Below are 22,175 nucleotides of genomic sequence, written 5' to 3'. Positions count from 1 at the left end.
TATGCAATTACAGTATATTATTCGCGACTGTTTCACGCTAAATCAACCATGAGTTAATATTTGATAATCACGAATTATCCAAGGTCAGGCCGGTTTTTGAGCGAATTGGAGTCGAAAGCCGGTACGTCAGGGCGGGGAGGGGCGGTGAATCAGCAAGTCGAGCGCTACCTGCAAGCGGGCACCCGCGCTAATACCCGGCGCAGCTACCAGCAGGCGATCGAGCACTTCGAGGTGAGCTGGGGCGGCTTCCTGCCGGCCACCAGCGACGCCATCGTGAGTTACCTGGTGGACCATGCCGGCAGCCTGGCGAGCAGCACGCTGAAGTTGCGCCTGGCCGCCCTGGCGCAGTGGCATGTCAGCGCACCCGAAACCGGAGAAGCAGGCCGAGCCGCTGCAGCTGCGCGAACTGGAACAGTGCGTTGCGTGGTTGGAGCGCATCGGGGCGGCGGCGCGTGGCGAAGGGGATCTGCCGCAGCTGCTGCGCTGCTGCTGATCGGTTTCTGGCGCGCCTTTCGCAGTGATGAGCTGTGCCGCCTGCAGGTGGAGCACATCCAGGTGCGACCGGGGGAGGGCATGCAGTTCTTCCTGCCCTGGAGCAAGGGCGATCGCGACAACCAGGGCCAGACCTACCAGGCGCCTGCCTTGGCGCGGCTGTGTCCGGTACAGGCCTATAGCGACTGGATCAGCGTCGCCGGCATTGCCTGCGGGCCGGTATTCCGCAGCATCGACCGCTGGGGCCATCTGAGCGAGCAGGCACTGCACCCACACAGCGTCATCCCGCTGCTGCGCGCGGTGTTGCAAGGGGCAGGGCTGCCGGCCGACTTGTACAGCAGCCACTCCTTGCGCCGCGGCTTTGCCACCTGGGCCACGCGCAGTGGTTGGGACCAGAAGGCCCTGATGGACTATGTCGGTTGGCGCGATGCCAAGCCGGCACTGCGCTATGTCGAAGCAGTAGTGCACTTTCCGGGGCAGCAGCTCGGTGAGTCGCTGACAATGACATCCACCTTGCTCCGATCGACTTAGTCGAGATGAGAGCCTTGTCAGCGGAATCGCATCCCCAACGGTGTGGTTCTCGTACTAGACGAAATCTGGCGGCGCTGGCCAAGCGATCAAAAGATCAACTATTAGCGCTTCACAATGAAGATTTATAGCGGGTGTCCGGCTGGGGCCAATCTTCCGGCAAAGCTGAAGATTCGGGAGCCCATTTCGACCTACAAGGAGTTTGTCTATCAGTTCTACAGGTCCGCCACGCAGAGCGAATCTGAGGTCTTGAACGCTGGCGACGAGCAGGTGATGGATAAGCGGGCCAACATATCGGCGAGCTGGCAGATGCTCGCGGTGCTCGTGCTGTCGCCTTTGGCGCTCATCGGCGGCGGGTGGCTGGGTTATGACTACATCTAGAACAAGATGGCGCCCGAGGCTGATATCGTGGAGACGAGTGCCCACGAGCAAGCTTCATCGCCCTAGAGGTCAACCCATGGCCTGAGGACATGCTGCCGGCCGCACTAGGGTCGATCCGCCTCTGTCGGGCTTCTGGCGCATCGGTGCGCTACGTGAAGAAAGGATTCCAACCTAAGAACGGCCAGTGGCGTTCTGATGGTGGTTACAACGCACCTGACACACCCGATCCGCAGGCCAGCGGTGGCTGGATGCAGGATCGGGTGATGCTCACCAGCCGGTCCGCGCCACTGGCTTCGCATAATGTATATTATGGTAAATAGGATATTTGGTAGAACATACCGGTTTCATTTCTGTTAGCGCACCCAACTCTTGCGGGGAAAGCAATGTGGCACTTTTGGCCGCTTATGACCCAGTGTTTTCCTGTTTTTGGAACGCAACGTGGCACTCAACACTGGCACTGGAAGGCAATTTAAGACTCAGCATCGCAGTACCCGCTCCCAGTCACGCCTTAGCAAGTCTTGGCAGGCTTGCGGCGCACCACCGAAGCAGCGATTGGACACAACGGCCATTTCGCTCTCGGTGCGGTACTGGACTGGCTGGGCATCCTGATCAAGCAGTACTCCGCCACTGGCACGCAGCAAGGCATGCCCAGCTACCACGTCATGGGCAGACACCGGGTACAGCGAGACTGCGCAAACCGCGTCACCGGCCGCAACACGCGCCAGGCGGTAGACAATACTTGGCATCGCATGAAACTGAGCGGGTGCACAGAGCTCAGCGTTTATCTGGGGTTTAGCTTCGGCAGTCGCACTCACCATGACCACGGCCAGACCACTTAGTCGCTGCTGGCGGAGGTCATTCACGACTGGTTGGCCATTGCGCAGCAGGTGCGGCAATCCCTCGGCCCAAGCGATGCAGTCAGCTCCACGATCTGGCGTGACCGGCGCGTGGACAACACCCAGTACCGGCAGCGTGTCTCTTAAGAGCCCGACCGAGATGGCCGAGCCTTTGCGGCCCTTCAGGAAGTCGCTGGTGCCGTCGTTGGGATCGATTACCCAACACCATGAGTCTCCGGTCAGGGCATGCCCGGTTTCCTCGCCCCAGAAGTCGCAGGGCAATAGTTGTAATAACGCTTCACGCAGTTGTTGCTCGATCTCCACGTCCACGGGTGCCTTGTCACCATGACCGCGCGGCCCCTCGGCTCGGGCCCATTCGGCAGACAGCCGCTTCCCGGCCTGGAGCACCTGAGCTACTACTTGATCGAGCAAGGTAAGGCAGGAACTATCTTATACGCCCAGACGCAGTTGGCTGCTGCCGCCTCCTAATAAGGCTGCCTCCCCTACCCTCGCTCTCCGTTCGTCACGCGCAAGTACCGAGCGCCGCGTCGGAGGTTCGACCACTACCTTGGCTACTACGTGCTGAGGGCAGCCAACGTACCCCGCGAGCCTGACCCTTACTGGTATACACCGTACTCGAGCCGCACCAGAAAGGCAGCCAACTGCTCGTAGTCGGCGGACTCTTTGATCATGTCCAGGGGGACCTGGCGGTCTAGCCCCATAGCCGGGACGGTGAACCAGCGTTCTGCTGCAGCACCGGAATCAAACACAATTTCCGCGTGGGCGGATATGGCAATCAATCTGAGCAACCGCTCCCCATTTGCGGGCTTCAAGTGCGCAGACGGCTCGTGCAGCCAGCGGCGCAAAGTCCGTTCAGAAATGCCCAGCGCGCGACATACCATCGGACGTTTCTGAAGAAGTGGTGCGCGCCGGGCGGCGTAAAGCAGCTCGTTGAGCGACATACTGGTGCCAGGCACTGCGAAAGATTCCGTTGAATGCCCGGACGGTGAGAGTAGTTGGAACGCTCGCTGCGCCAAGGCTTCCAGGGCGGTGGTAGATGACTCGCGAGCTACATTCATCTTTATAGTCCTTGGGCTTTGCCGGCCTCTGCCCTCCCCCACGAGGCCGCGGGAGGCGCTATGTAGTGGTCTACTGATCCCGGACACCGATTTCGGCGAAAATCCTCGCCGTGAGAGAGGTGTCTGATGAGTAAGCAACGACGTACGTTTTCCGCTGAGTTCAAGCGTGAGGCCGCCGCCTTGGTGCTGGATCAAGGCTACAGCCATATCGAGGCCTGCCGTTCCCCAGGAGTGGTGGACTCGGCATTGCGCCGTTGGGTGAAGCAGCTCGAGCCGGAGCGCCAGGGTGTAACCCCAAAGAGCAAGGCGTTGACGCCTGAGCAGCAGAAGATCCAGGAGCTGGAAGCCCGGTTCAACCGGCTGGAGCGGGAGAAAGCGATATTAAAAAAGGCTACCGCTCTCTTGATGTCGGACGAACTCGATCGTATGCGCTGATAGACCAGTTGAGTGAGCATCTCGGGCAAGCCGTTCGCTTCACTCTACCTAGCGCCGTTGGAACGCTATGCCGAGCTGGTCCAACAACTGCCTGCCTCCGATAACCACCACCATGCCTACCTCGGCGGCTTGCTGGACCACGGTCTCGAGATCGTGGCGTATGCGCTCAAGCTGAGACAATCGTATCTACTGCCCACCGGTATCACCCCCGAAGATCAGGTCGTGCAGGCGGAAGCCTGGACCGCCGCCACGGCCTACGCTGCGCTGTTGCATGAGCTCGGCAAGATCACCGTCGACCTGCATGTTGAGTACGGCGACGGTAGTCACTGGCACTCTTGGCACGGCCCACTGGAGCGCCCTGCAGCGCAAGCTAATCGATGGCCTGCGCTACCTGCTGAAGGCGGAGCTGAACTCAACCAGCCCCAGGCGTCGGACGGCTGGCTGACCCAGGACGCACTGTGGTTGGTCAGCAAGACGGTGTCGAACAAGCTGCGCGCGCACCTGCTGGCCCAGGGCATCGACGGTATTCCCACCAACAATACCGTCGTGTTCAACGTGCTGCAGGATCACGGCATGTTCCAACCCACCGCTGATGGCAGGCCATCTGGCGCGCCACCATCACGAGCGCAGCAGGCTAGTCGCACACGTTCACGCTGCTACGACTTACCCCCGCCCTGATCTGGGAGGGCGACGATCAACCAGCGTCGTTCACCGGCACCGTAGTGATGAAGCTGGAGCCCAATGATAACGCGCCAACAACACCGACAACCGAAACGGGTGATGCCTTACCAACAACCGACACACCTGCTCCACCGGCAGCACCGGCTATCGATAATGTTGACGCCCTGCTGGCAATAATCGGCCCCTCCGATGCCGAGTTGCCCGCGTCGGCGCCAGCGGTTGAACCATCGCCAGCAATCGCCCTCGATGACCCATCCGCGCCCTCTTATGCGGACAATCCAACGCCACCACCCGCCCCCCCCTCCTGTCCTCCTCGGACAGCGGACGTTTGCAGGAACTGCCTTCCGGCGAACACTTCATCACTTGGCTGCAGCAACGCATCCAGAACCGCAAGCTCATCATCAATGACGCCAAGGCGTTGATACAACGCCGTAACTGACACCGCCTTTCTGGTCAGCCCAGGCGTGTCCCAGCGCTACTCGCAAGAACACCCGCAAATGGCCGCACTTGCCAAGCAGAATCAGCTCGCCGATTGGTACGTGGGTGCAAAAACGCTTCGAAAAGCTGCAACCGCACCGCAAGCCGGACAACGGCCTGAACATCTGGACGTGCGAGTTGAACGGGCCGCGCAAGTCGCGGCGGTTGCTATCTGCTGAAGGAACCTCGGCACTTATTTGAGGATGCCCCCCAACAACCCGTATCTACAGCTCCGCGTTGATGGGTGATTTCCATTGGTCGCATAAACCGCTAGCCGCTGAAGCCACTCGCGTCAATTCCATAACCCTGTGCACTCGGCTCCGGCAACCGTCCCTTCTACTCAAAGCCAACGATCTATGGCTCAGGAATGCAGGTAACTGTCCACCACCCGCTGGTACTGGCTCGGCGAGGCGCCGATATGGTGCTTGAAGAAGCGCGTGAAATGCCCCTGCTCGGAGAACCCCAATGACTCGGAAAGCAAGCCCAGGGTGCCACTACGCTCGCTGTCGAGCCAGGAAAAGGCACGCCGCATCCTCGCCGCGTTGAGCAGTAGGTTGGGTGTCATCCCGGTGTCCTTGCGAAACAGGGAATAGAAGTGTGCGCGTGACAGACCACAGGATTTGGCTGCATTGTCGATTGGCGCCGGGTCATCCAGGTGATTGAGCAAATAGTCGGTACCTCTTCGCACCCGCGCGTCGCGGTATTCATTGACGGTGCGAGCGCCCATCCGACAGAGATGCCGCCACTGCGAGGAGTCTTCGATCAGCTGGATGAGGAAGTCGAACAAGTAAAGCTCGATACGCTCCTGCGGAACCAGGCCGGGGCTGTGCATTTCAGCAATCAAGCGATCCGCCAGATTGCGGTTTTGCGTGCTCAGTTCCATGGAGGATTGCGCAAAAAAGTCTGGACGACTGCTCAAGGCTAGCGACTGTTGCGCGGTGGCAAGCCAGGCCGGCTCAATATACAGAGCCAGAATCAAGGTATTGCCGGCACCTGCCTGATAATCGAAATAATGCGGTTCCCAGGCGTTGACCAAGACCGCATGGCGGTCGGTCAGCGGCACCTGACGGCCGCGGACGTTGAAGAAGGTGTCGTCACCCGCCACTTTCACCAGAACATGGCATTCCGAATGGGTATGCATGACTAAGGGTTTATTCATGTTCAACAAGGCAACTCGGCCGAAATTGCCGTGAAATACGCGTTGTGCGACCGACATAAGCAGTTCTCCCTCATCCGCTGGATGAGCGTTGTCCGCAGCGCTTGGTTCTATTTGCGCCGTCTTGGAAAATTTCTCTCGGGGCGGTTAGCCGAAGGTCAGCAGGCGGATCAACATCCTGGTGGATACCTGGATCCTCCAGGTCGACAATTACGCAGGACGCCGCTTACTTCCGGAGGACCTCGCCATCGAGTTCCCGCAGCGCTGGCCAGCAATCTCGGCCGAACAACCCGGATGTCCTGCATAGCGTCGATTGTGCGACTGAGCAATATTTGACCAATTCACCTTGACGCACAAGTACCTCTTAGTCGTAGCGCCGATCCAGGGCATATCGCCGAGGAATACCGTCAGCGCCAGGGCAATGACCTGATCACAAGGCATGACGCTCCCTGCCGTGGTATACGCGCAGAACATCCGCCATCACTGCCAGGGCTATTTCCGCCGGCGCCTTACTGCCCAGATCCAGACCGATGGGCATGTGCAGGCGCGCGATCTGCTCGTTGGACAGGCCGCCAACGCGCTTGAGCCGTTCCGCGCGCTTGGCCGATGTGGCCTGCGAGCCCATGGCCCCAATGTAGAACGCCGGGGTGTGCACCGCCTCCATCAGGGCCAGGTCGTCGATGCGCGGATCGTGGGTCAACGCCACCACCGCGGTGGCGGCGTGGCAGCCTCCAGCAGCGATAAACAGCGAGGGCAGCACGCGCTGCATCTGCACGCCGTCGAGCACGATGTGCTCTACCTCCTCACGGGGGTCGCAGGCGATCACCTCACAGCCGATGGCACGAGCAAAAGCGGCGCAGGCCTCGGCCACCGGCGAGAGCCCGGCGAGAATCAGGCGCAGGACCGGGCCGACATGAATGCGCACCGTTTCATCGACGACTTGCACCCGTTCGCTACCCTGGCCGACGTCCGGTTCCAGGCGCAGCGCACCACTGGTAAGGTCGAAATGACGCACTAAGCGATGCTGACCGAGCAATGCCGCCTGCAGGCTTTCCAGATGCTCGAGCCACTCGCCGCTGGGTGCGCGGTGTTCCACCAGCACCACCAGCACCCCACCGCACGGCAAACGCAGGCGCCGACTCTCCTCGGCGCTGTCGCCGTAGCGGACAATCTGTGCCGACTCACGCAACTCGCCACGGGCCAGGCTGGCCAGGAATTCTTCCTCGACACAGCCGCCGGAGAGCGAGCCGACATGCTCACCAGCACCGCAGGCCACCAGCATCGCCCCCGGTGCGCGCGGCGCCGAACCATAGGTCGAGAGGACCGTACAGAACCACAACGCACGACCGGCACGGGCCCAGTCGAGCGCCTGGCTGACAACCTGTAGATCGAGATGGCGCATGATTCCAGTACCTCGTAGAGCCAGTATCACCCGTGCCTTGACAGGGGAGACAGCAGACGCGAACTTGCCGGATTCGCACTTATCCAGACATGCGCTGGTGCGGGAGATTTCCGGTGACGCCTCCGTTTTGTCGTTGCTGCGTTTATCAATCGTCCTCCGGATGGTCAGGTTACGGAAACGGAATGGCGCACGTATTGCCAACCCAATGGAATATTGATCTTCACGTCCGTCGATTTGCCTTTTCGTCTAAGTAAGGGCTGGCTAGCGAATAAAAAAGGTTCATCGCGGAATCTGGGGGAGAGGCGAGTTGACAGCCGGATAGCCGGTACTCTCTCTGTAGGAGCCAGCTTGCTGGCGAACATGCGCCATTCGCCAGCAAGCTGGCTCCTACAAGGTTTCGTGCGCCTTCGATGTGTCACTCCGCCCGACAAGTCCGCCAAGGAGGTGTTGCAGGCTGCTTTCCGGGGAAGGCGGGAAGCCGGCGCCAGACAGTCGATCCGCTCGGATACACGTCCGCAGTACAGGCAGTCGACGCGACACACCGGCAGTTGTAGCAGGACGCGCTGATCCTGCAGGTCACGATCCCGCACCTGGCGGATGTGCTGCTGCTCGTGGATCAACAGGTTGGGTTTGGCACGCGGCTGCAAATCGGTAAGCGCTCAGCTTGGGGTTCAAGACTGATCAGCAGGGTGTCGTGAGTGGATTGGCGACAGGCGACGACCTCGTAGCCCGGCCAGAAAGCGGCCAGATCAATAGGATGCACGGTGGCAGCAGGGGGTGGGGGTTGGGATGTTTGGCGACTGCCAATTTACCCGCTTCCCTGACTGTCAACTCGCTCTTCCCCCAGATTCTGCTAAGAACCATAAAAAAGGCCCACGAGAGCGGGCCAAGCCATCACCCGGGATACCGGGAAGGGCTCAAAACAAAGTCAGGGTGTAGCTAAGGATCAGACGGTTTTCATCGACGTCGGTGCGGTAGTTGGACCGCGCGGTGACGTTGCGCACCTTAACCCCCAGGCCTTTGAGCGAACCGCTCTGCACCACGTAGCCGACGTCCAGGTCGCGCTCCCACTCCTTGCCCTCGAAACCGCGGCCGGTGTCGACGTTGTCGCCGGTCAGGTAGCGCACCCCGGCGACAAGGCCCGGCAGGCCCATGGCGGCGAAGTCGTAGTCGTAGCGCACTTGCCAGGAACGCTCATCAGCCGAGTCGAAGGTGAAGGTCGGCACCTCGTTGCCCAGCGGGCTGACGTTGGCGAATACCCGCGGCAGGCCGTCGTCGCCGAACATGGCCTGGTAGCCGAGATAGAAAGTGTGGCCGCCGTGCTTGGCCGAGAGCAGGGAGTAAAAGGCCTGGTTGTCGATCTCGCCCGCCAATTGCTTGCCGTCCTCTGCCGAGTCGAAATAGCCGAGGTTGGCGCCGAGTACCCAGTCGCCGACCGGCTCACTGTGCTTGAGGCTGAAGTGACGCTGGTTGTAGATGTCCTCCAACTGGGCGTACCAGGCGCCGACCGAGGTACGCGTGGCGTTGAAGGCGTAGTCGGCGCCGGCATAGTTGAAGCGATCCGTGGTGATCAGCCCGCCGGCATTGCGCAGTGGGACGAACCCGAGCATGGCGCCCAGCTCCTCGTCACCGGCCTCGTTGCGCAGGCTGGTGGAGCGCAGCTGGCCGCCCTGCAGGGTCAGGCCGGCGATCTCGTTGGAGACGATACTGGCGCCCTGGTAGGTCGGCGGCAGCAGGCGGATATCGCCGAAGTACAGCACCGGCAGCATCAGTTGCTGTTCGCCGATCTTCAGCTCGGTCTTCGACAATTTAACCTTCAGTGCCGCCCCCAGGCGGCTGTAGTCATCGGCCGCCCTGCCCTCGTCGGTCACCGGCAGCAGGCCGGTATTGACCCGATCCGGGCTGCTATCGAGCTTGATCCCCAGCAGGCCCAGAGCATCCACGCCAACGCCCACGGTGCCCGGGGTGTAGCCGGATTTGACATTGAGGATGAAACCCTGGGCCCACTCCTCGGCCTTGGACTGCTGGTTCGGCCCGACGATGTCGGAGAAGTCGCGACTGAAGTAGTAATTGCGTGCTTGCAGGGTCGCCGTGGCGTCCTTGAAAAAAACACTTTCGTCAGCCAGAGCCTGGATCGGCAACCCCAGCAGCAAACCGGTGTAGAACAGGCAATGGATGGGTTTGCATATGCGAGTTAAGGGAAGGATCATTGTTGTAAGCTCTCTTTCTTATTAGATTTTTAGGCGAAAGAATTCCCACGAGCCTCTTGCAGGCCCATGTGTGGCAGTGGGAACTCTTCAGAGGTACAGCGCTTAAGAAGTGCGCAGTTTGTCGTTACTGGGCGACGACAACGCGACGCTAGGCGGCCCGCTCACGGTGCAACTCGCCGAGCACCCAGGACACCGCCACGCCGATCACCAGCGCCCAGAACGGCGCGCTGATACCGAACAGGCTGAACTTGCTCATGGCCACCACCAAGGCGACGAATGCACCGATCTGGCAACCGGTTTCTTTGTGGAAGGCCTGCTGCAACGAGCTGAGCAAAACGCCGATCATCGCCAGGCCGGCGACCACCAGGATCAACTCACGCGGCAAGGCGAGGATGAACGGCACGGCGACACCGGCGAACACGCCAAACAGGGCGAACAGCACGCCATTGACCAGGGTCGCCCCGTAGCGTTGACGCGGATCGTCGCCGGCCTGCTCGGAACTGCAGATCGCCGTCATTGGCCCGGCGATGTTGGCGTTGTGCCCGCCCAACAGCCCGGCCAGCATGCCGCCCACGCCGCTCACCACGGTCATCGCATTGACCGGAGGCTTGTAGCCCTCGACCATCAGCACACCGGTGGCCTGGGCATTCTCGGCACCGATTACCAGCGCCGCCAGCGGCACCGATATGGCGAAGAAGGTCGCCAGGGTGAACATGGGCGTGGTGAAAGCCGGCATGACGAAGGCGATATCCACTTCTGCCGGCTTCAGCAGGCCCAGAGCCAAGGCCGCGGCGAACCCCACCACCCCGGCAGCCAGCACCGGCGGCACCGCCTTGACGAAGCGCATGACCAGGAAGAAGGTCAGCGCCGCCAGACCAGCCATCAGCGGAGCGCTGCCGACCGCGTCTACCGCGCCGACGCCGAAGCGAATCATCGCCCCCGCAATCATCGCCATGACGATGGGCATCGGCAGCCAGCGCATCAACTTGCCGATCACCCCGCTCAAGCCGAGCAGCAAGACCAGCGCACCGCTCATGATGAAAGCGCCGACCGCCTGGCGAAAATCCAGACCACCAAGTGCCGCGATCAAGATCGCCGCGCCAGGAATCGAATAAGCGCCGCAGATCGGCTGACGGTAGCGCAGCGCCATGCCGATGCTGATCAGTCCGCCGAGCACGTAGATGGCGAATAGCCAGGCAACCGTCTGGCCATTGCTCAAATGGCCGGCTTCGGCGGCGCTGATGACGATCAGCGCCGGCCCGGAACAGCCGAACAGCGCGGCTACTACCCCGGCGCTGACCGACTTGAGGGTGATTGCCCCTCGGATTGAGTAGCCCGATGAGGCGCCGGAAGGTGGTGCAAAGACAGTGTTCGCTTTATTGCCAGGCATGACCCGTTCTCCGCGATTGTTGTTGTACTGCGGTATGGCCGTTGTCTGCCGAGGCCTGCCGCTGGCAAGCCCCGACGGGAAGGTTACTCGCCGCGGAATACCGCTGGCCGCTTGCTGTGGAACGCCTCGACGCCTTCCTTGAAGTCGTGCGAGCTGCGCAGGCGGCTGTAGCAATGGCCTTCCATCTCGATGGCCACGCTCAGGGGCGCGTCTTCGTTGTCGTTGATCAACCGCTTGGCCGTGCGCTGGGCCAGCGGCGAGAAGCGCCGCAGTTCATCGACCAGCGCGTCTACCGTGCTTTCCAGCTCGGCGTCGGCCACGCACTCGGTGGCGATGCCCCAGTCGTAGGCCTGTTCGCCGCTGATGCGCTTGGCGCGCATGACCATGTGCTTGGTGCGAGCCACGCCGATGATCTTCTGCAGGCGCGCCGAACCACCGGAGCCGGGGATCTGCCCGAGATTCTGCTCGGGCAATGCATAGCGAGTCGTCTCCGAGGCGATGCGGAAATCGCAGGCCAGCGACAGCTCGAAACCGACGCCGAAGGTGTAGCCACGGTTGGCGGCGATCACCGGCTTCTCGCAGCGCACCGGCGCGGCGACGTTCCAGGCCAGCTTGGAGACGTGCTCCGGCGAGGCCTCGAGGAAGCCCTTGATGTCGCCGCCGCTGGAGAAATGCTCGCCCGCCGCGCGCAGCACGATGACGCGCACGTGCGGATGTGCGTCAAGCACTTCGAAGACCTGGCGCAGCTGGTCGCGCTGGCCCATGGAGATGACGTTCAGCGGCGCACGGTTGAGGATGATATCGGCGCGCTCGCGGGCCGCATCGACCTCGACCTGGAATCCGTCGAACGGGGTTTCGAGAAATTGCTGGATCGCTTGCAGTTGCATGGTAGATGTCCTCGGGATAATGAGCGGTCAGACTTTTTGGGCCTGTTTCTGGTGCTGAGCCAGCAAGACGCGGCGCAGCACCTTGCCAACGGGGGATTTGGGAATCTGCTCGATGAACTGGTAACGCCGCGGCCGCTTGAACTTGGCCAGGCCGGAGCTGATGCAGTGGGCATCCAGTTCGCTTTCGCCGACCTCGGCACGCAGCTTGATGAAGGCGGCGATGATCTTGCCCCACTGTTCGTCCGGCAAACCGACCACCACCACTTCCGCGACAGCGGGGTGCAGTGAGAGCACATTCTCGATCTCCACCGGACTGACGTTCTCGCCGCCGGTGATGATCAGGTCGTCCACCCGCCCGGTGACAAACAGGTCGCCGTCCTCATCGAAATAGCCGGTGTCACCAGTGAAATACCAGCCTTCGCGAAGCGCCTTGGCCGTGGCTTCGGGGCGGTTCAGGTAGCCTTCGAACGCCTCGTCGCTAGCCAGGTCGGCGATGATCTGGCCCTCTTCCATCGGCTTGGTTTGCACCTGTGCCGATTCGGCGTCGATCGGCACCACCCGCACCCGCTGGTTCAGCGCGCTGCGTCCCGAGGAGCCAGGCTTGCGACTGGCCTGCTGGTCGATAGTGAAGGTATAGATCTCCGAGCTGCCGTAGTGGTTGACGAACAACTGCGGCTGGAACGCCTGCTCGACGCGGCGCATCAGCCCGTCGCTCATGGGCGCGCCGGCGAAGCCGATTTTCTCCACGCTGGCGACCCGTTCGCGGGCGAAGGCTGGGTGCTCGATGAGCATGTGATAGAGGGTCGGCACCAGGTACAGGTTGCTGACCTGTTCCCGCTCGATAGCCTCCAGGGTGGCCTCGACGTCAAACTTCGGCACGCAGACGAAATGCCCGTCGATCAGCGCCATGGCCAGCAGCGAGCGCACGCCCATGGTGTGGTACAGCGGCATCACGCCGAGGGTGCACTCGCCGTGGCGATAGAGGTTCTGCGCCACATGGGCGACCGCCGCCGCGCGTTCCGCGCGATGCCGGCGCGGCACGCCCTTGGGCTTGCTGGTGGTGCCGGAGGTATAGAGCAGCAGGGAGAAATCCTCGGGCGTGGCGCGCAGGATGGTCGCTGTCGGCGCCTCCGCGCACAGCTCCGCGAAGCTCAGGTCGCCGTCCGCGGCGCGCTCCCCCGCGGCGATCCGCGGCAGACCGTTCGCCGCCGCGCAGGCTGCTACCGCGGCAACGGTAGAGTCGTCATAGGCCAATGCGCGGATCTGCGCATCCTCGATGCAGTAGGCCAACTCCTCAGCAGTCGAACGCCAGTTCAGCGGGGTCATGACGATGCCGGCGAACTGGCAGGCCCAGTGCAGGGTCGCCATCTGCCAGCGGTTCTGCATGACCACCAGCAGGCGATCCCCCCTGCCCAGCCCCAGTGACTCGAGGCCGTGGGCGGCACACTGGATATCGGCGAACCACTGTTCGTAGTTTTTTTTCACTGTGCCGTCGCTGACCGCAGTGGCCAGTGGGCGGCGTTCCACGGCAGCGAGGAAGCTGCGTCCGAGATCGAACATTATTGTTGTACCTCTTCGTTCGTTTGGCGTTGGGCAGCCACTTCCAGCACCGCCTGGACGATGCCGGTGTAACCGGTACAGCGGCACAGGTGCCCGGAAAGCATGTCGCGCACTTCAGCCTCGCTCGGGTCGGGCTGCCGCTCGAGGAAATCCACGCAGGACATGAGGATGCCCGCAGTGCAGAAACCGCACTGCAGGGCGTGATGACGGCGGAACGCCTGTTGCAGGTCGTTCAGCGTGTCGTCGTCGGCCAGCGATTCGACTGTCTCGATGCGCCGCTCGTGGGCCTGCACGGCGAGCATCAGGCACGAGCGCACGGCGACGCCGTCCACCAACACCGTGCAGGCGCCGCAGACGCCGTGTTCGCAGCCGACATGGACGCCGGTGGCGCCGAGGTCGTGGCGCAGGAAATCGCACAACTGGGTGCGCGGCTCGGCCAGGCCTTCGCGCGAGCGGCCATTGAGTTCGAGACGGACGGGAAAACGTTGTTCGGCGGTTGCGCGCATGTTCAGACTCCTTCGATGAGCCGGTGACCCAGCTCGCGAATCAGTTGCCGGCGGTAGGCCGCGCTGGCGTGCACATCGTCCTGGGCGTCAAGCGACCAGGCGGTTTCGTTGAGCGCGTCGGCTAGCGCCATGCCGCGCGGCAGGCTGCGCACCACCGGGCGATCGGCGACCCCGCCGACGCCCAGGCGCACCTCGTCGGTGCCGACACAGGCAGCCAGCGAGACGATGGCGAAGTCGCCGTGGCGCATGGCGATTTCCTGGAAGCGGTAGCTGATGCCCTCGCGTTTGAGCGGGAAGCGCACCTCGACGACCAGTTCGTCGGCGCGTTTGTCGGTGGTGAGGATGCCCTGGAAGAACTCGGCGGCCGTGACCACGCGCCTGCCCTTCTTCGACTCCAGGACGATCTCGCCGCCTAAGGTCACCAGGCACAGCGGAAGCTCGGCGCTGGGGTCGGCGTGGGCCACAGAACCGCACACGGTGCCGCGATTGCGGGTCTGGAAGTGGCCGATCCAGGGCATCGCCAAGGCCAGCAGCGGCACCTCGTCGACCAGCGTCGGCCGCGCCAGCAGCTGCGTCTGGCGCACCGCCGCGCCAACCGCCAGGCAATCCTTGCGCAGCTCGATATAGCCCAGGTCGGCGACCTGGTTGATGTCGATCAGCAGCTTGGGCTGGGCCAGGCGCATGTTCAGCACCGCCATCAGCGACTGCCCGCCGGCAATGATGCGCGCATCCGCGCCATACTCGGCGAGCAGCTCGAGCACCTGGCGGCGGCTCTCGGCACGGACGTAATCGAAGGCAGCCGGTTTCATTGCGCACCTCCCTTGCCGAACAGCCTGGCGAACAGCGCACGCAGGCGCGCCCACCAGCCACCGGCGATCGCCTGGCCACTGACCCGCTGCGACAGGCGGGTGAAAATCTGCCCGATGATCACTTTCGAGGCCCCTTGCATCATGCGGCTGCCGACCGCGGCGACCTTGCCGCTGACGGCGACCTGGTATTGGTATTCCAGGCGTGTGTGACCGTTCTCCAAGGCGACGAAACGCACCCTGGCGTGGCCCTCGGCCGAGCCCATGGAACTGGTGCCGGAGCCGGACAGGCGCAACGAATGCGGCGGGTCCAGCTCGCTCAAGGCGACCTTGGCCTCGAAGCGTGCGCGGATCATGCCCACGCCGACGGTGACGTCCGCGCGGTAGCGATTCTCGCCCTGCAGTTCGAGGGCATGGCAGCCGGGGATAATCGCCGCCAGGGTGGCCGGGTCGAGCAGGGTGTCGAACACCTGCTGTGGCGGCGCCGGGATCACCACCACATCGTTAGCGCGCAAGGCCGAACCACCAGCGGGCTCTGCGGCGAAACCGTCGTCCTGCTGCATGCCGGCCGGCCGCGGTGGCTCGTCGATACCGATCATGCTGCGCACCTTCGAGGGTGTCAGCGGCAGGCGGATGTCGGCGCGGCCGAGGGCATCGGCCACGGCGTTGGCGATGCATACCGGAGTGCTCATGTTGTTGCCCTCGCCGACGCCCTTGGCCCCCAGAGGGGTGAACGGCGACGGTGTTTCCAGATGCAGGATCACGGGCTCGAGCACTTCTGGTGCAGTGGGCACCAGGTAGTCGGCGAAGGTTCCAGAGAGGAAGCTGCCGTCCTCGCCATAGGCGAACTCCTCCATCAGCGCCGCGCCAAGCCCCTGGGTAAAACCGCCGCGGATCTGGCCGTCGACCAGCGCAGGATTGAGCAGGCGGCCGGCATCGTGGCACGTCACGTAGCGGTCGATGTGAATCTCACCGGTGACGCGGTCGATCTCCAGGCCACAGATGTCAAAGACGAAGCCGTAGCACAGCGAGCTGTTGATGAGATCGCTGTCGTCTGGCGCCATGAGCTGCGGTGGGCTCCAGAATGCGGTCTCGCGCAGGCCACCCGGCTCGCCTTGCGGGAGCAGGCCAGGCGTCCAGTGGGTGGCGCCGGCGATGCGGTGAAAGGGTGCAGAAGGACCGCCGTTAGCGACGAAGATCTTGCCGTCGGCGAAGCGGATGTCTTCCGGTTTGGCTTGCAGTTGCGCGGCGGCGATCGCGGCGAGGCGATCGCGCACCTTCAACGCAGCCTGGTAGACCACCCCGGCCACCGCGCCGGCGAAGCGGCTGGAATAGTTGCCCGAGGCGATCGACCAGGCGTCCTTCTGGGTGTCCAGTTCGACGTTGACCACGATCGACTCCAGCGCCACGCCGAGCACATCGGCGACTATCTGAGCCACCGCGGTCTGGTGCCCCTGGCCCTGGGGCGTCGAGGAGACGTGCACGCTGACGTCACCGAGCGGGCCGACGTTGATGGTTGCCGTGCTCACCGCACCGTTCTTCGGCCCGGCCTTGCGCCGTTCCTCGGGCGTCATCGCGGTGGTGATGTAGCCCATGTTGGAGATCGACGGCTCGATCACCGCGGCATAGCCGATACCGTACAACCGGCCTTCGCCGCGCGCCTGGTCGCGGCGGCACAGCAACTCGTCGAGACCGCCGTCCTTGACCGCCAAATCGATGCCGGCCTGGTAATTTCCGGAATCCAGCAGAGCGCCGGCCGCGGCCCGGTAGGGGAAAGCGTCGGCCGGTACCAGGTTGCGACGGATCACCTCCAGCGGATCGAGATCCAGCTGCACGGCGATATGCTGCAACAGACGCTCCAGGGCGAAGTACACCTGCGGGCCGCCGAATCCCCGGTTTAGTCCGGTGGGGGTCTTGTTGGTCAGCACCACGCGGTTGCGCACCAGCAGATTACGAATCGCATAGGCACCCGTGAGGTTGCCGTGCATGCGGTAGAAGGTGGCCGGCTCTGGTGCGCGCAGGTAGGCGCCGCAGTCGTCGATCTGGTCATAACGCAGGGCGGTGATGCGACCGTCCGCCTGCACCGCCGCCTCGATTTCGGTGACCCGATTGGTTGCAGAGGACGCGCCTTGCAGATGCTCGAGGCGGTCTTCGACCCATTTCACCGGGGCACCGACCTTGCGTGCCGCCAGTCCCATCATCACCACGTAGGGGAATACGCCCTGCTTGATACCGAAGCTGCCGCCGGAGTCTTTCGGGGTGCGCAGACGCAGGCGGTTGCTCGGCACGTTAAGCGCGCGGGCCATCACCGTGTGCAGCGCATAGGGTCCCTGGAAGTTGGCCAGCACATCGTAGATGCCAGTGGCGCGCCCGTACTGCGCAAGCACCACGTAGCACTCGATGGGCGTGCAGGAGCTGCGCGGAAAACTCACCTTCAGCGATACCCTGTGCGGCGCCTGCTCGAAGGCCTGTTCCGGTTCGCCGTAGCGGAAATGCCGCTCGTTGACCACGTTGCTGCCGACTGCCTCATGCAGCACCGGCGCCTGCTCGGTGGTGGCGGCTTCCGGGTCGATGATCGGCGGCAGCAGCTCATAGTCGACGCGTACGCCTTCCAGGGCGTCTTCGGCCAGGTAACGGCTCTCGGCGATCACTACCGCCACCGGCTCACCGACGTAGCGCACCTTGTCCACGGCGATGCACCAATGCTCCATCGGCTGGCGTACGCCGACCGGAAATGGCAGGGACCAACGCTTGACGTCCTCACCGATGAGTACGCCGTGCACGCCTTTCATAAGCAGCGCTTTGGAGAAATCCACGGCAGTAATGCGCGCATGGGGATGGGGTGAACGGACAATGGCAGCGTGCAGGGTGCCGGGCGGGGTGGCAGCATCGTCGGCATAGCAGCCCAGGCCACGCAGCAATGCAGCGTCCTCGACACGGGTCTGGCGAGCACCGATATGGCTGCTGTGCTGGGTAACGAGGTCAGGCTGATATAGGTTCATCACTACTTCTCGCGTTTATTGTTGTGCGCGATTTACTCGTAGTGGAGTGTATGGAGCCTAACCAGCCGGCCGCCTTGCCTGGGCCGATGAATATCTGTCCGGAAGTCCGCTGAACTGCCTTTTAGTCTGATGGGTGAGGAGAATTCGTACCGGTCTTGCTTTACCTGACGCACTCGTATTTGGGGCGTTGCGCAGTTGGCGCTTGGTCCAGCGCGGCTTGCCCACTACATACGGCCAGGCGTACGGCTTCGTCATCTACCGCCAACGGAGCTGCCACCCGCCTTTCGGCGGATAAACGCCCAAGTGAAGTCTGTCTTATTGCTCCCCAGCGCCTGCGGCTATCCCCGTTCGTCTTACCAGCTACAGGGTTATTTCCCAGTCTGTTGGGATGCCCGCACTCCGCTCGACGAGTCTTGCACTGCGCCTGCGCTCAATAGGCGAGCTCGAATCCCAGTTTGGAAAGGGTGCCTTTCTGAGCTGCTTTCAGCTGTTTCACTGCCCAAATGAGCAAATGCCGGGGGCGTGAACTCGCCACATACGCGAACCTGGCGCCCTCAGATGTTGGATCAGCGAGCCTGTCCTGCCAGTGGGAAAGGTGAACGCCACGCTGACGAGACGACCACCGTTGCGTCGTGGGTTCCGCCTTTAACTTGATGAATGGTTTCGTAGCGTAAGCCGTCTACTGCAGGTTGTTGAGCAACACCTTGATTAAGGCGGGCGGAAAGCGCGATATCACCTTGCTGGGCGGGTGATCTGATGTTCAGGGCCCTGAGTGGCTCAAGATCGTTGCTGATTTCGGCCAAAACGAATGGCTGGTCGGGTAACGTGCGCAGGGCTTGGATAGCGTGCAGAAACTTGTGTAACCACGGGCGGAGCATGTAGCGGTTCCTCCAGGACGCAAGCAGGGCGCAGTGGTACCAAGGAACGTTAAGCACGGCGACTAGAGCGGAGGCTGCCCTGAATCTGTCGGCCGCGTCATGACTGCCAGTTCATCGAGGTCGGCCACTGCACGGCTCAGGTAGAACTCAACGCCACCTTGAGCGCGCCCTTTATCCTGCAACAACTGGGCGCGCGCGAACTGGTAGTTGCCCCTGATCTTGGCCAACAGCTCCGCCTGTTCGGAGTGCCTGACCAGCAGCATCTCGAAACGCTGCTCGATCGCCCGGTCAAGGTCCAGCACTTGCTCCCGCTTCATTGTCAATTCATGCTTGCCGGGCATTGGATAGAAGCGCAATTGGTAGTCCATCAACAGGCTCGCCAAGGCTTGGCTTTGCGCGTTGAACGGCTGCCCCTGGGCGGCCTCTGAACTGCTCTGCCTAACGCCAGAAAGGATGTCCACGGCAGCCTGCTGCAGCTGCCGCTGCTGCACCAACATCTGCCGAAGCAATTCCGGATAGCGCTCTCGCTGGCTGCTTGGCAAGCTGTCCAATTGCGCGAAAATGCGCTTCATGGCGTGAAGGGGTTGTACCAGCGATTCCGGCTGGCCGAGTTGCAGAACATAGGTCTCCAGCGTGCTGAGATGATGGAAGACCACTGTCAGGCTGCGAGGGTCAGGCGCACGCTCCTCCGGGTTGAAATAGAGCATGGCACTGGCGCACAGCAGTTGGCTGCGACTGGACAGCTCGCTCAACTGCTGATTGCTTCGTCCATCGCCCCAGGTCATGGGTGAAAGCAGGTACAGCAGGCACAACATCACTATCGGTCGCATTTCCCTATCCTCGATTCTTGTTGTTATGTCGATTCCTGAGATGAACGTGTTTAGCCCTGCCCTCCTGCGTCGAATTAGTGAGGGCCAAGGAGCGTGCTGCTGCGCCCCTGTACCCTCGAACCTACCAATGCCTGCTCAGCGAACGATTTTACCCTCAGCGCTCAAGCACATACGTGCCGGGAGCAGCGCACAGCGGCGGATACTTGCGCGAGCCGAGCTTTTTCGGCGCTGGCAGATTAGCGCCCGAGCGTTGCTGAATCCACTCGCGCCAATGCGGCCACCAACTGCCCCCCTGGCGTTCCCCGGCGTTCTGTAGCCAGGCCTCCGGGTCATCGGCGGTCGCAGGTGCTGCGTAGAAATACGACTTGGGATTGCCAGGCGGGTTGACCAGACTCTGCAGATGACCGGCGTTGGACAGCACGAAGGTAGTGTCCTCACCGAACAGGCGTGCCGTGCCGTAGCAGCCCTGCCAGGGCGTGATGTGGTCAGTGGTTCCCCCGATCACGTAGGCGCCGACCCTGACCTTGGTCATGTCGATAGACTCGCCGGCGATTTGCATGGCGCCCGGGTTGCTATAGGGGTTCAGCTGGACCAGATCGAGGTAGTCCGCATGCAGTTGTGCCGGCAGTCGCGTGGTGTCGTTGTTCCAGGCCAGGATGTCGAAGGCTGGCGGCTTGTTGCCAAGCAGGTAGTTATTGACCCAATAGTTCCAGATCAGATCATTGGGCCGCATCCAGGCGAACATCCGCGCCATGTCCTGACCACTTAGTACGCCCTTGCGCCGCGAGCTGGCCTTGGCTGTGCGCAACGCAGCCGGGGTGGTAAAGAGTCCCAGCGTGGAGTCGTCGAGTGCCGACGGCATGTCGAGCACGCACACCGCCCAGCTGGTGTTGGCAACCTTGTGGCCTTCGCCGCGCGCGGCCAGCCAACCCAGGTAGGCCGCCAGGGTAATCCCGCCCGAGCAGGACCCCCACATGTTCACATCCGGGCTGCCGGTAATCTTCCGGGCCACCTCGACTGCCTGGTCGAGGCACAGCGCGTACTCGGACAGGCCCCAGTCACGGTGCTCGCTCGTCGGATTACGCCAGCTGATGACGAACATTTGCACGCCGCTATCCTGCGCCCACTTGATCAGGCTTTTTTCCGGCGAGAGGTCGATGGCGTAGTACTTGTTGATCTGCGGCGGCGACATTACCAACGGCCTTGCGTAGACGTTTTCGGTGGTCGGTGCGAACTGCAACAGCTCGAACATGTCGTTACGGAACACCACTTCACCCTTGGCCGTGGCAATGTTCTCCCCCACCTTGAACGGCGTGCTGTCGACCTGCGCGGGCATCCCCCGGTTGTTCAGCGCATCGTGGGTGAACTGTCGAATGCCCCTGACCAGGTTCATGCCGCCGGTGTCTACCAGTTTGCGCAGTGCAGCAGGATTGGTCAGAAGCGAGTTGCTCGGTGACATCGCATCGGCCAGAAGCGATGTGACGAACTGGGCACGGCCTTTTTCCAGGGGCGTAAGGTTGGAGGAGTCGATAAAGCGAGTGAGTTCGCTTTGGCCGGCCAGGTAGCTTTGCAGCAGGGCGCGTAATACGAAATTGGATTGCCAGGCCGGGTCGGCGAAACGCTTGTCTCTGGGGTCCGGGGCAATGCTGGAAGTTCCGCCGACTATGCCGCGCAACTCCTTGAGGTAGCCACCGAGGTGATATCCGGCTTTGATTGGCGTTTTGCCCAAGGCCTTCAACAAGTAACCGGCAGACCCTGCCAGATCTACTGCACGCACACTGACCAGCGGGTTGCCTGCCAGCGTGTGATTCATCGCAGCGCCAACCAGCTCATGCTCCTGGGAATTGCACGCGAGCTCGGTATCTTTGCTTTTACGCGGGCCCCTGCCTGCTGCTGGGCGACGCTTCGTGGTGGTTGTTGTCTGGCTCGCTCGAGGGGTTTTACTCATTGCGACTCTCGTGGTTCAGGGAACAGGCTGAAGGTCAGCGCAACGGCGATGCACCTGCGATAGCTCGGGATGCCGACGAAGTATCGACGCCCTCACCCTTCGCGCTGTGGTGAAAGGCCATGTCTCCATCGGTTTGTCTTGCATCGGCCGGTTGTTCTGGTCCGTCGTCAAAGTCAACCAGGGACGGACAGGTCGTGGCTGCCCGTCCCTGATCCGGACGCTGTATCTTCCTGGCGCGGTCAGCGATCACTGCATCACATGACGTCGAGCCACGTATTCGTCGCCTGCGCGTGGCGGGCACAGCATCCGACCCCCGACCTGATCAGCAGGGGCTGACTCTTCCATCATCCGGGCGATGGTTTCTAACTGCGATGGTTGGCATGGACTGTAGGCTGGATGCAGGCCCGACACTTCTCATCGGGCGACAGCCAATTTCCATTTCATGACACGGGATGCGCTTGCCAATATGGCAGGAACCGGCACAGCCAGAGGCTTCGAGTAAAGATGGCAAAGCGTGGCTCGCCCGAGCCTCAAACGACGCTGGGCGAGCCAGACCGGAGGCTGCTTAGAACTGCGCAGTGTCCAGCAGGTACAACGATTCGCTACCGGCCTTCACCGAGGCGGTCAGCGAGTGGATGCGCGGCAGCAGGCGCGCGAAGTAGAAGCGCGCGGTGCCGAGCTTGCTGGCGTA

The 22,175-nt window shown here is 62.4% G+C and carries 17 protein-coding genes and 3 pseudogenes; 4 read left to right on the top strand and 16 right to left on the bottom strand.

Annotated elements, in window-relative coordinates; translation table 11 throughout:
• Positions 1-144: 144 nt before the first annotated feature.
• Together J7302_RS22425 and J7302_RS22420 are read left to right on the top strand one after the other, a co-directional pair.
• Entirely contained in the window at positions 145-1,023 is an 879-nt protein-coding gene (locus J7302_RS22425) for a site-specific integrase (RefSeq protein ID WP_215379908.1), read from the top strand.
• 114 nt (positions 1,024-1,137) lie between these two features.
• A complete protein-coding gene (locus J7302_RS22420) occupies positions 1,138-1,401 on the top strand; it encodes a hypothetical protein (protein ID WP_215379905.1) in 264 nt (87 codons plus the stop codon).
• A 476-nt stretch (positions 1,402-1,877) separates the two neighbouring features.
• Here J7302_RS22420 and J7302_RS22415 read toward each other — a convergent pair whose 3' ends face one another.
• Together J7302_RS22415 and J7302_RS26690 are read right to left on the bottom strand one after the other, a co-directional pair.
• Entirely contained in the window at positions 1,878-2,669 is a 792-nt protein-coding gene (locus J7302_RS22415; RefSeq protein WP_215379903.1) for an inositol monophosphatase family protein, read from the bottom strand.
• A gap of 185 nt (positions 2,670-2,854) precedes the next feature.
• Positions 2,855-3,316 (bottom strand): antitoxin Xre/MbcA/ParS toxin-binding domain-containing protein, encoded by a 462-nt coding sequence (locus tag J7302_RS26690; RefSeq protein ID WP_251702207.1) that lies wholly within the window; start codon positions 3,314-3,316, stop codon positions 2,855-2,857.
• Between the two features lie 126 nt (positions 3,317-3,442).
• Here J7302_RS26690 and J7302_RS22405 point away from each other — a divergent pair.
• Positions 3,443-3,768: pseudogene (locus tag J7302_RS22405) on the top strand (transposase); the annotation flags it as partial.
• A pseudogene (locus tag J7302_RS22400) lies at positions 3,767-5,157 on the top strand (helicase/relaxase domain-containing protein); the annotation flags it as partial. The pseudogenes J7302_RS22405 and J7302_RS22400, both read left to right, overlap by 2 nt.
• A 113-nt stretch (positions 5,158-5,270) precedes the next feature.
• Here the strand turns inward: J7302_RS22400 and J7302_RS22395 are convergent.
• The 14 genes and pseudogenes from J7302_RS22395 to J7302_RS22335 form a co-directional block, all read right to left on the bottom strand.
• On the bottom strand, positions 5,271-6,125 hold the full coding sequence (locus J7302_RS22395) for a helix-turn-helix transcriptional regulator (RefSeq protein WP_215379901.1): 855 nt from the start codon (positions 6,123-6,125) through the stop codon (positions 5,271-5,273).
• A gap of 370 nt (positions 6,126-6,495) precedes the next feature.
• Positions 6,496-7,467, bottom strand: a complete 972-nt coding sequence (locus tag J7302_RS22390) for an XdhC family protein (RefSeq protein ID WP_215379898.1) — start codon at positions 7,465-7,467, stop codon at positions 6,496-6,498.
• Between the two features lie 458 nt (positions 7,468-7,925).
• A pseudogene (locus tag J7302_RS27170) lies at positions 7,926-8,230 on the bottom strand (ISL3 family transposase); the annotation flags it as partial.
• A 154-nt stretch (positions 8,231-8,384) separates the two neighbouring features.
• The gene (locus J7302_RS22385) at positions 8,385-9,677 is read right to left on the bottom strand and encodes an OprD family porin (protein WP_215379894.1); all 1,293 of its coding nucleotides are present in this window, start codon (positions 9,675-9,677) and stop codon (positions 8,385-8,387) included.
• A 148-nt stretch (positions 9,678-9,825) separates the two neighbouring features.
• Complete coding sequence (locus J7302_RS22380; RefSeq protein WP_215379889.1) at positions 9,826-11,067, bottom strand: benzoate/H(+) symporter BenE family transporter; 1,242 nt, start codon at positions 11,065-11,067, stop codon at positions 9,826-9,828.
• Positions 11,068-11,150: 83 nt separating this feature from the next.
• Complete coding sequence (locus tag J7302_RS22375) at positions 11,151-11,954, bottom strand: enoyl-CoA hydratase/isomerase family protein (protein ID WP_215379885.1); 804 nt, start codon at positions 11,952-11,954, stop codon at positions 11,151-11,153.
• Positions 11,955-11,981: 27 nt separating this feature from the next.
• Complete coding sequence (locus J7302_RS22370) at positions 11,982-13,514, bottom strand: AMP-binding protein (RefSeq protein WP_215379883.1); 1,533 nt, start codon at positions 13,512-13,514, stop codon at positions 11,982-11,984.
• Positions 13,514-14,020, bottom strand: a complete 507-nt coding sequence (locus J7302_RS22365; protein ID WP_215379881.1) for a (2Fe-2S)-binding protein — start codon at positions 14,018-14,020, stop codon at positions 13,514-13,516. Before J7302_RS22365 ends, J7302_RS22370 begins: the two co-directional genes overlap by 1 nt.
• A 2-nt stretch (positions 14,021-14,022) precedes the next feature.
• Positions 14,023-14,829 (bottom strand): FAD binding domain-containing protein, encoded by an 807-nt coding sequence (locus J7302_RS22360; RefSeq protein ID WP_215379879.1) that lies wholly within the window; start codon positions 14,827-14,829, stop codon positions 14,023-14,025.
• The gene (locus tag J7302_RS22355) at positions 14,826-17,828 is read right to left on the bottom strand and encodes a xanthine dehydrogenase family protein molybdopterin-binding subunit (RefSeq protein ID WP_215379876.1); all 3,003 of its coding nucleotides are present in this window, start codon (positions 17,826-17,828) and stop codon (positions 14,826-14,828) included. Before J7302_RS22355 ends, J7302_RS22360 begins: the two co-directional genes overlap by 4 nt.
• Before the next feature lie 566 nt (positions 17,829-18,394).
• Complete coding sequence (locus tag J7302_RS22350) at positions 18,395-18,706, bottom strand: hypothetical protein (RefSeq protein ID WP_215379874.1); 312 nt, start codon at positions 18,704-18,706, stop codon at positions 18,395-18,397.
• A gap of 62 nt (positions 18,707-18,768) precedes the next feature.
• Positions 18,769-19,536, bottom strand: coding sequence for a hypothetical protein (locus tag J7302_RS22345; RefSeq protein ID WP_215379871.1), 768 nt, complete (start codon positions 19,534-19,536; stop codon positions 18,769-18,771).
• A gap of 154 nt (positions 19,537-19,690) precedes the next feature.
• The gene (locus J7302_RS22340; RefSeq protein ID WP_215379868.1) at positions 19,691-21,484 is read right to left on the bottom strand and encodes an alpha/beta fold hydrolase; all 1,794 of its coding nucleotides are present in this window, start codon (positions 21,482-21,484) and stop codon (positions 19,691-19,693) included.
• Between the two features lie 565 nt (positions 21,485-22,049).
• Positions 22,050-22,175 (bottom strand): acyl-CoA dehydrogenase C-terminal domain-containing protein (locus J7302_RS22335; RefSeq protein ID WP_215380070.1); only part of this gene is annotated, 126 nt, incomplete at its 5' end.

The sequence above is a fragment of the Metapseudomonas boanensis genome (assembly GCF_018704125.1).
GTDB classification, from domain to species: Bacteria; Pseudomonadota; Gammaproteobacteria; order Pseudomonadales; family Pseudomonadaceae; genus Metapseudomonas; species Metapseudomonas boanensis.
This window is presented reverse-complemented; position numbering and strand designations above follow the sequence as displayed.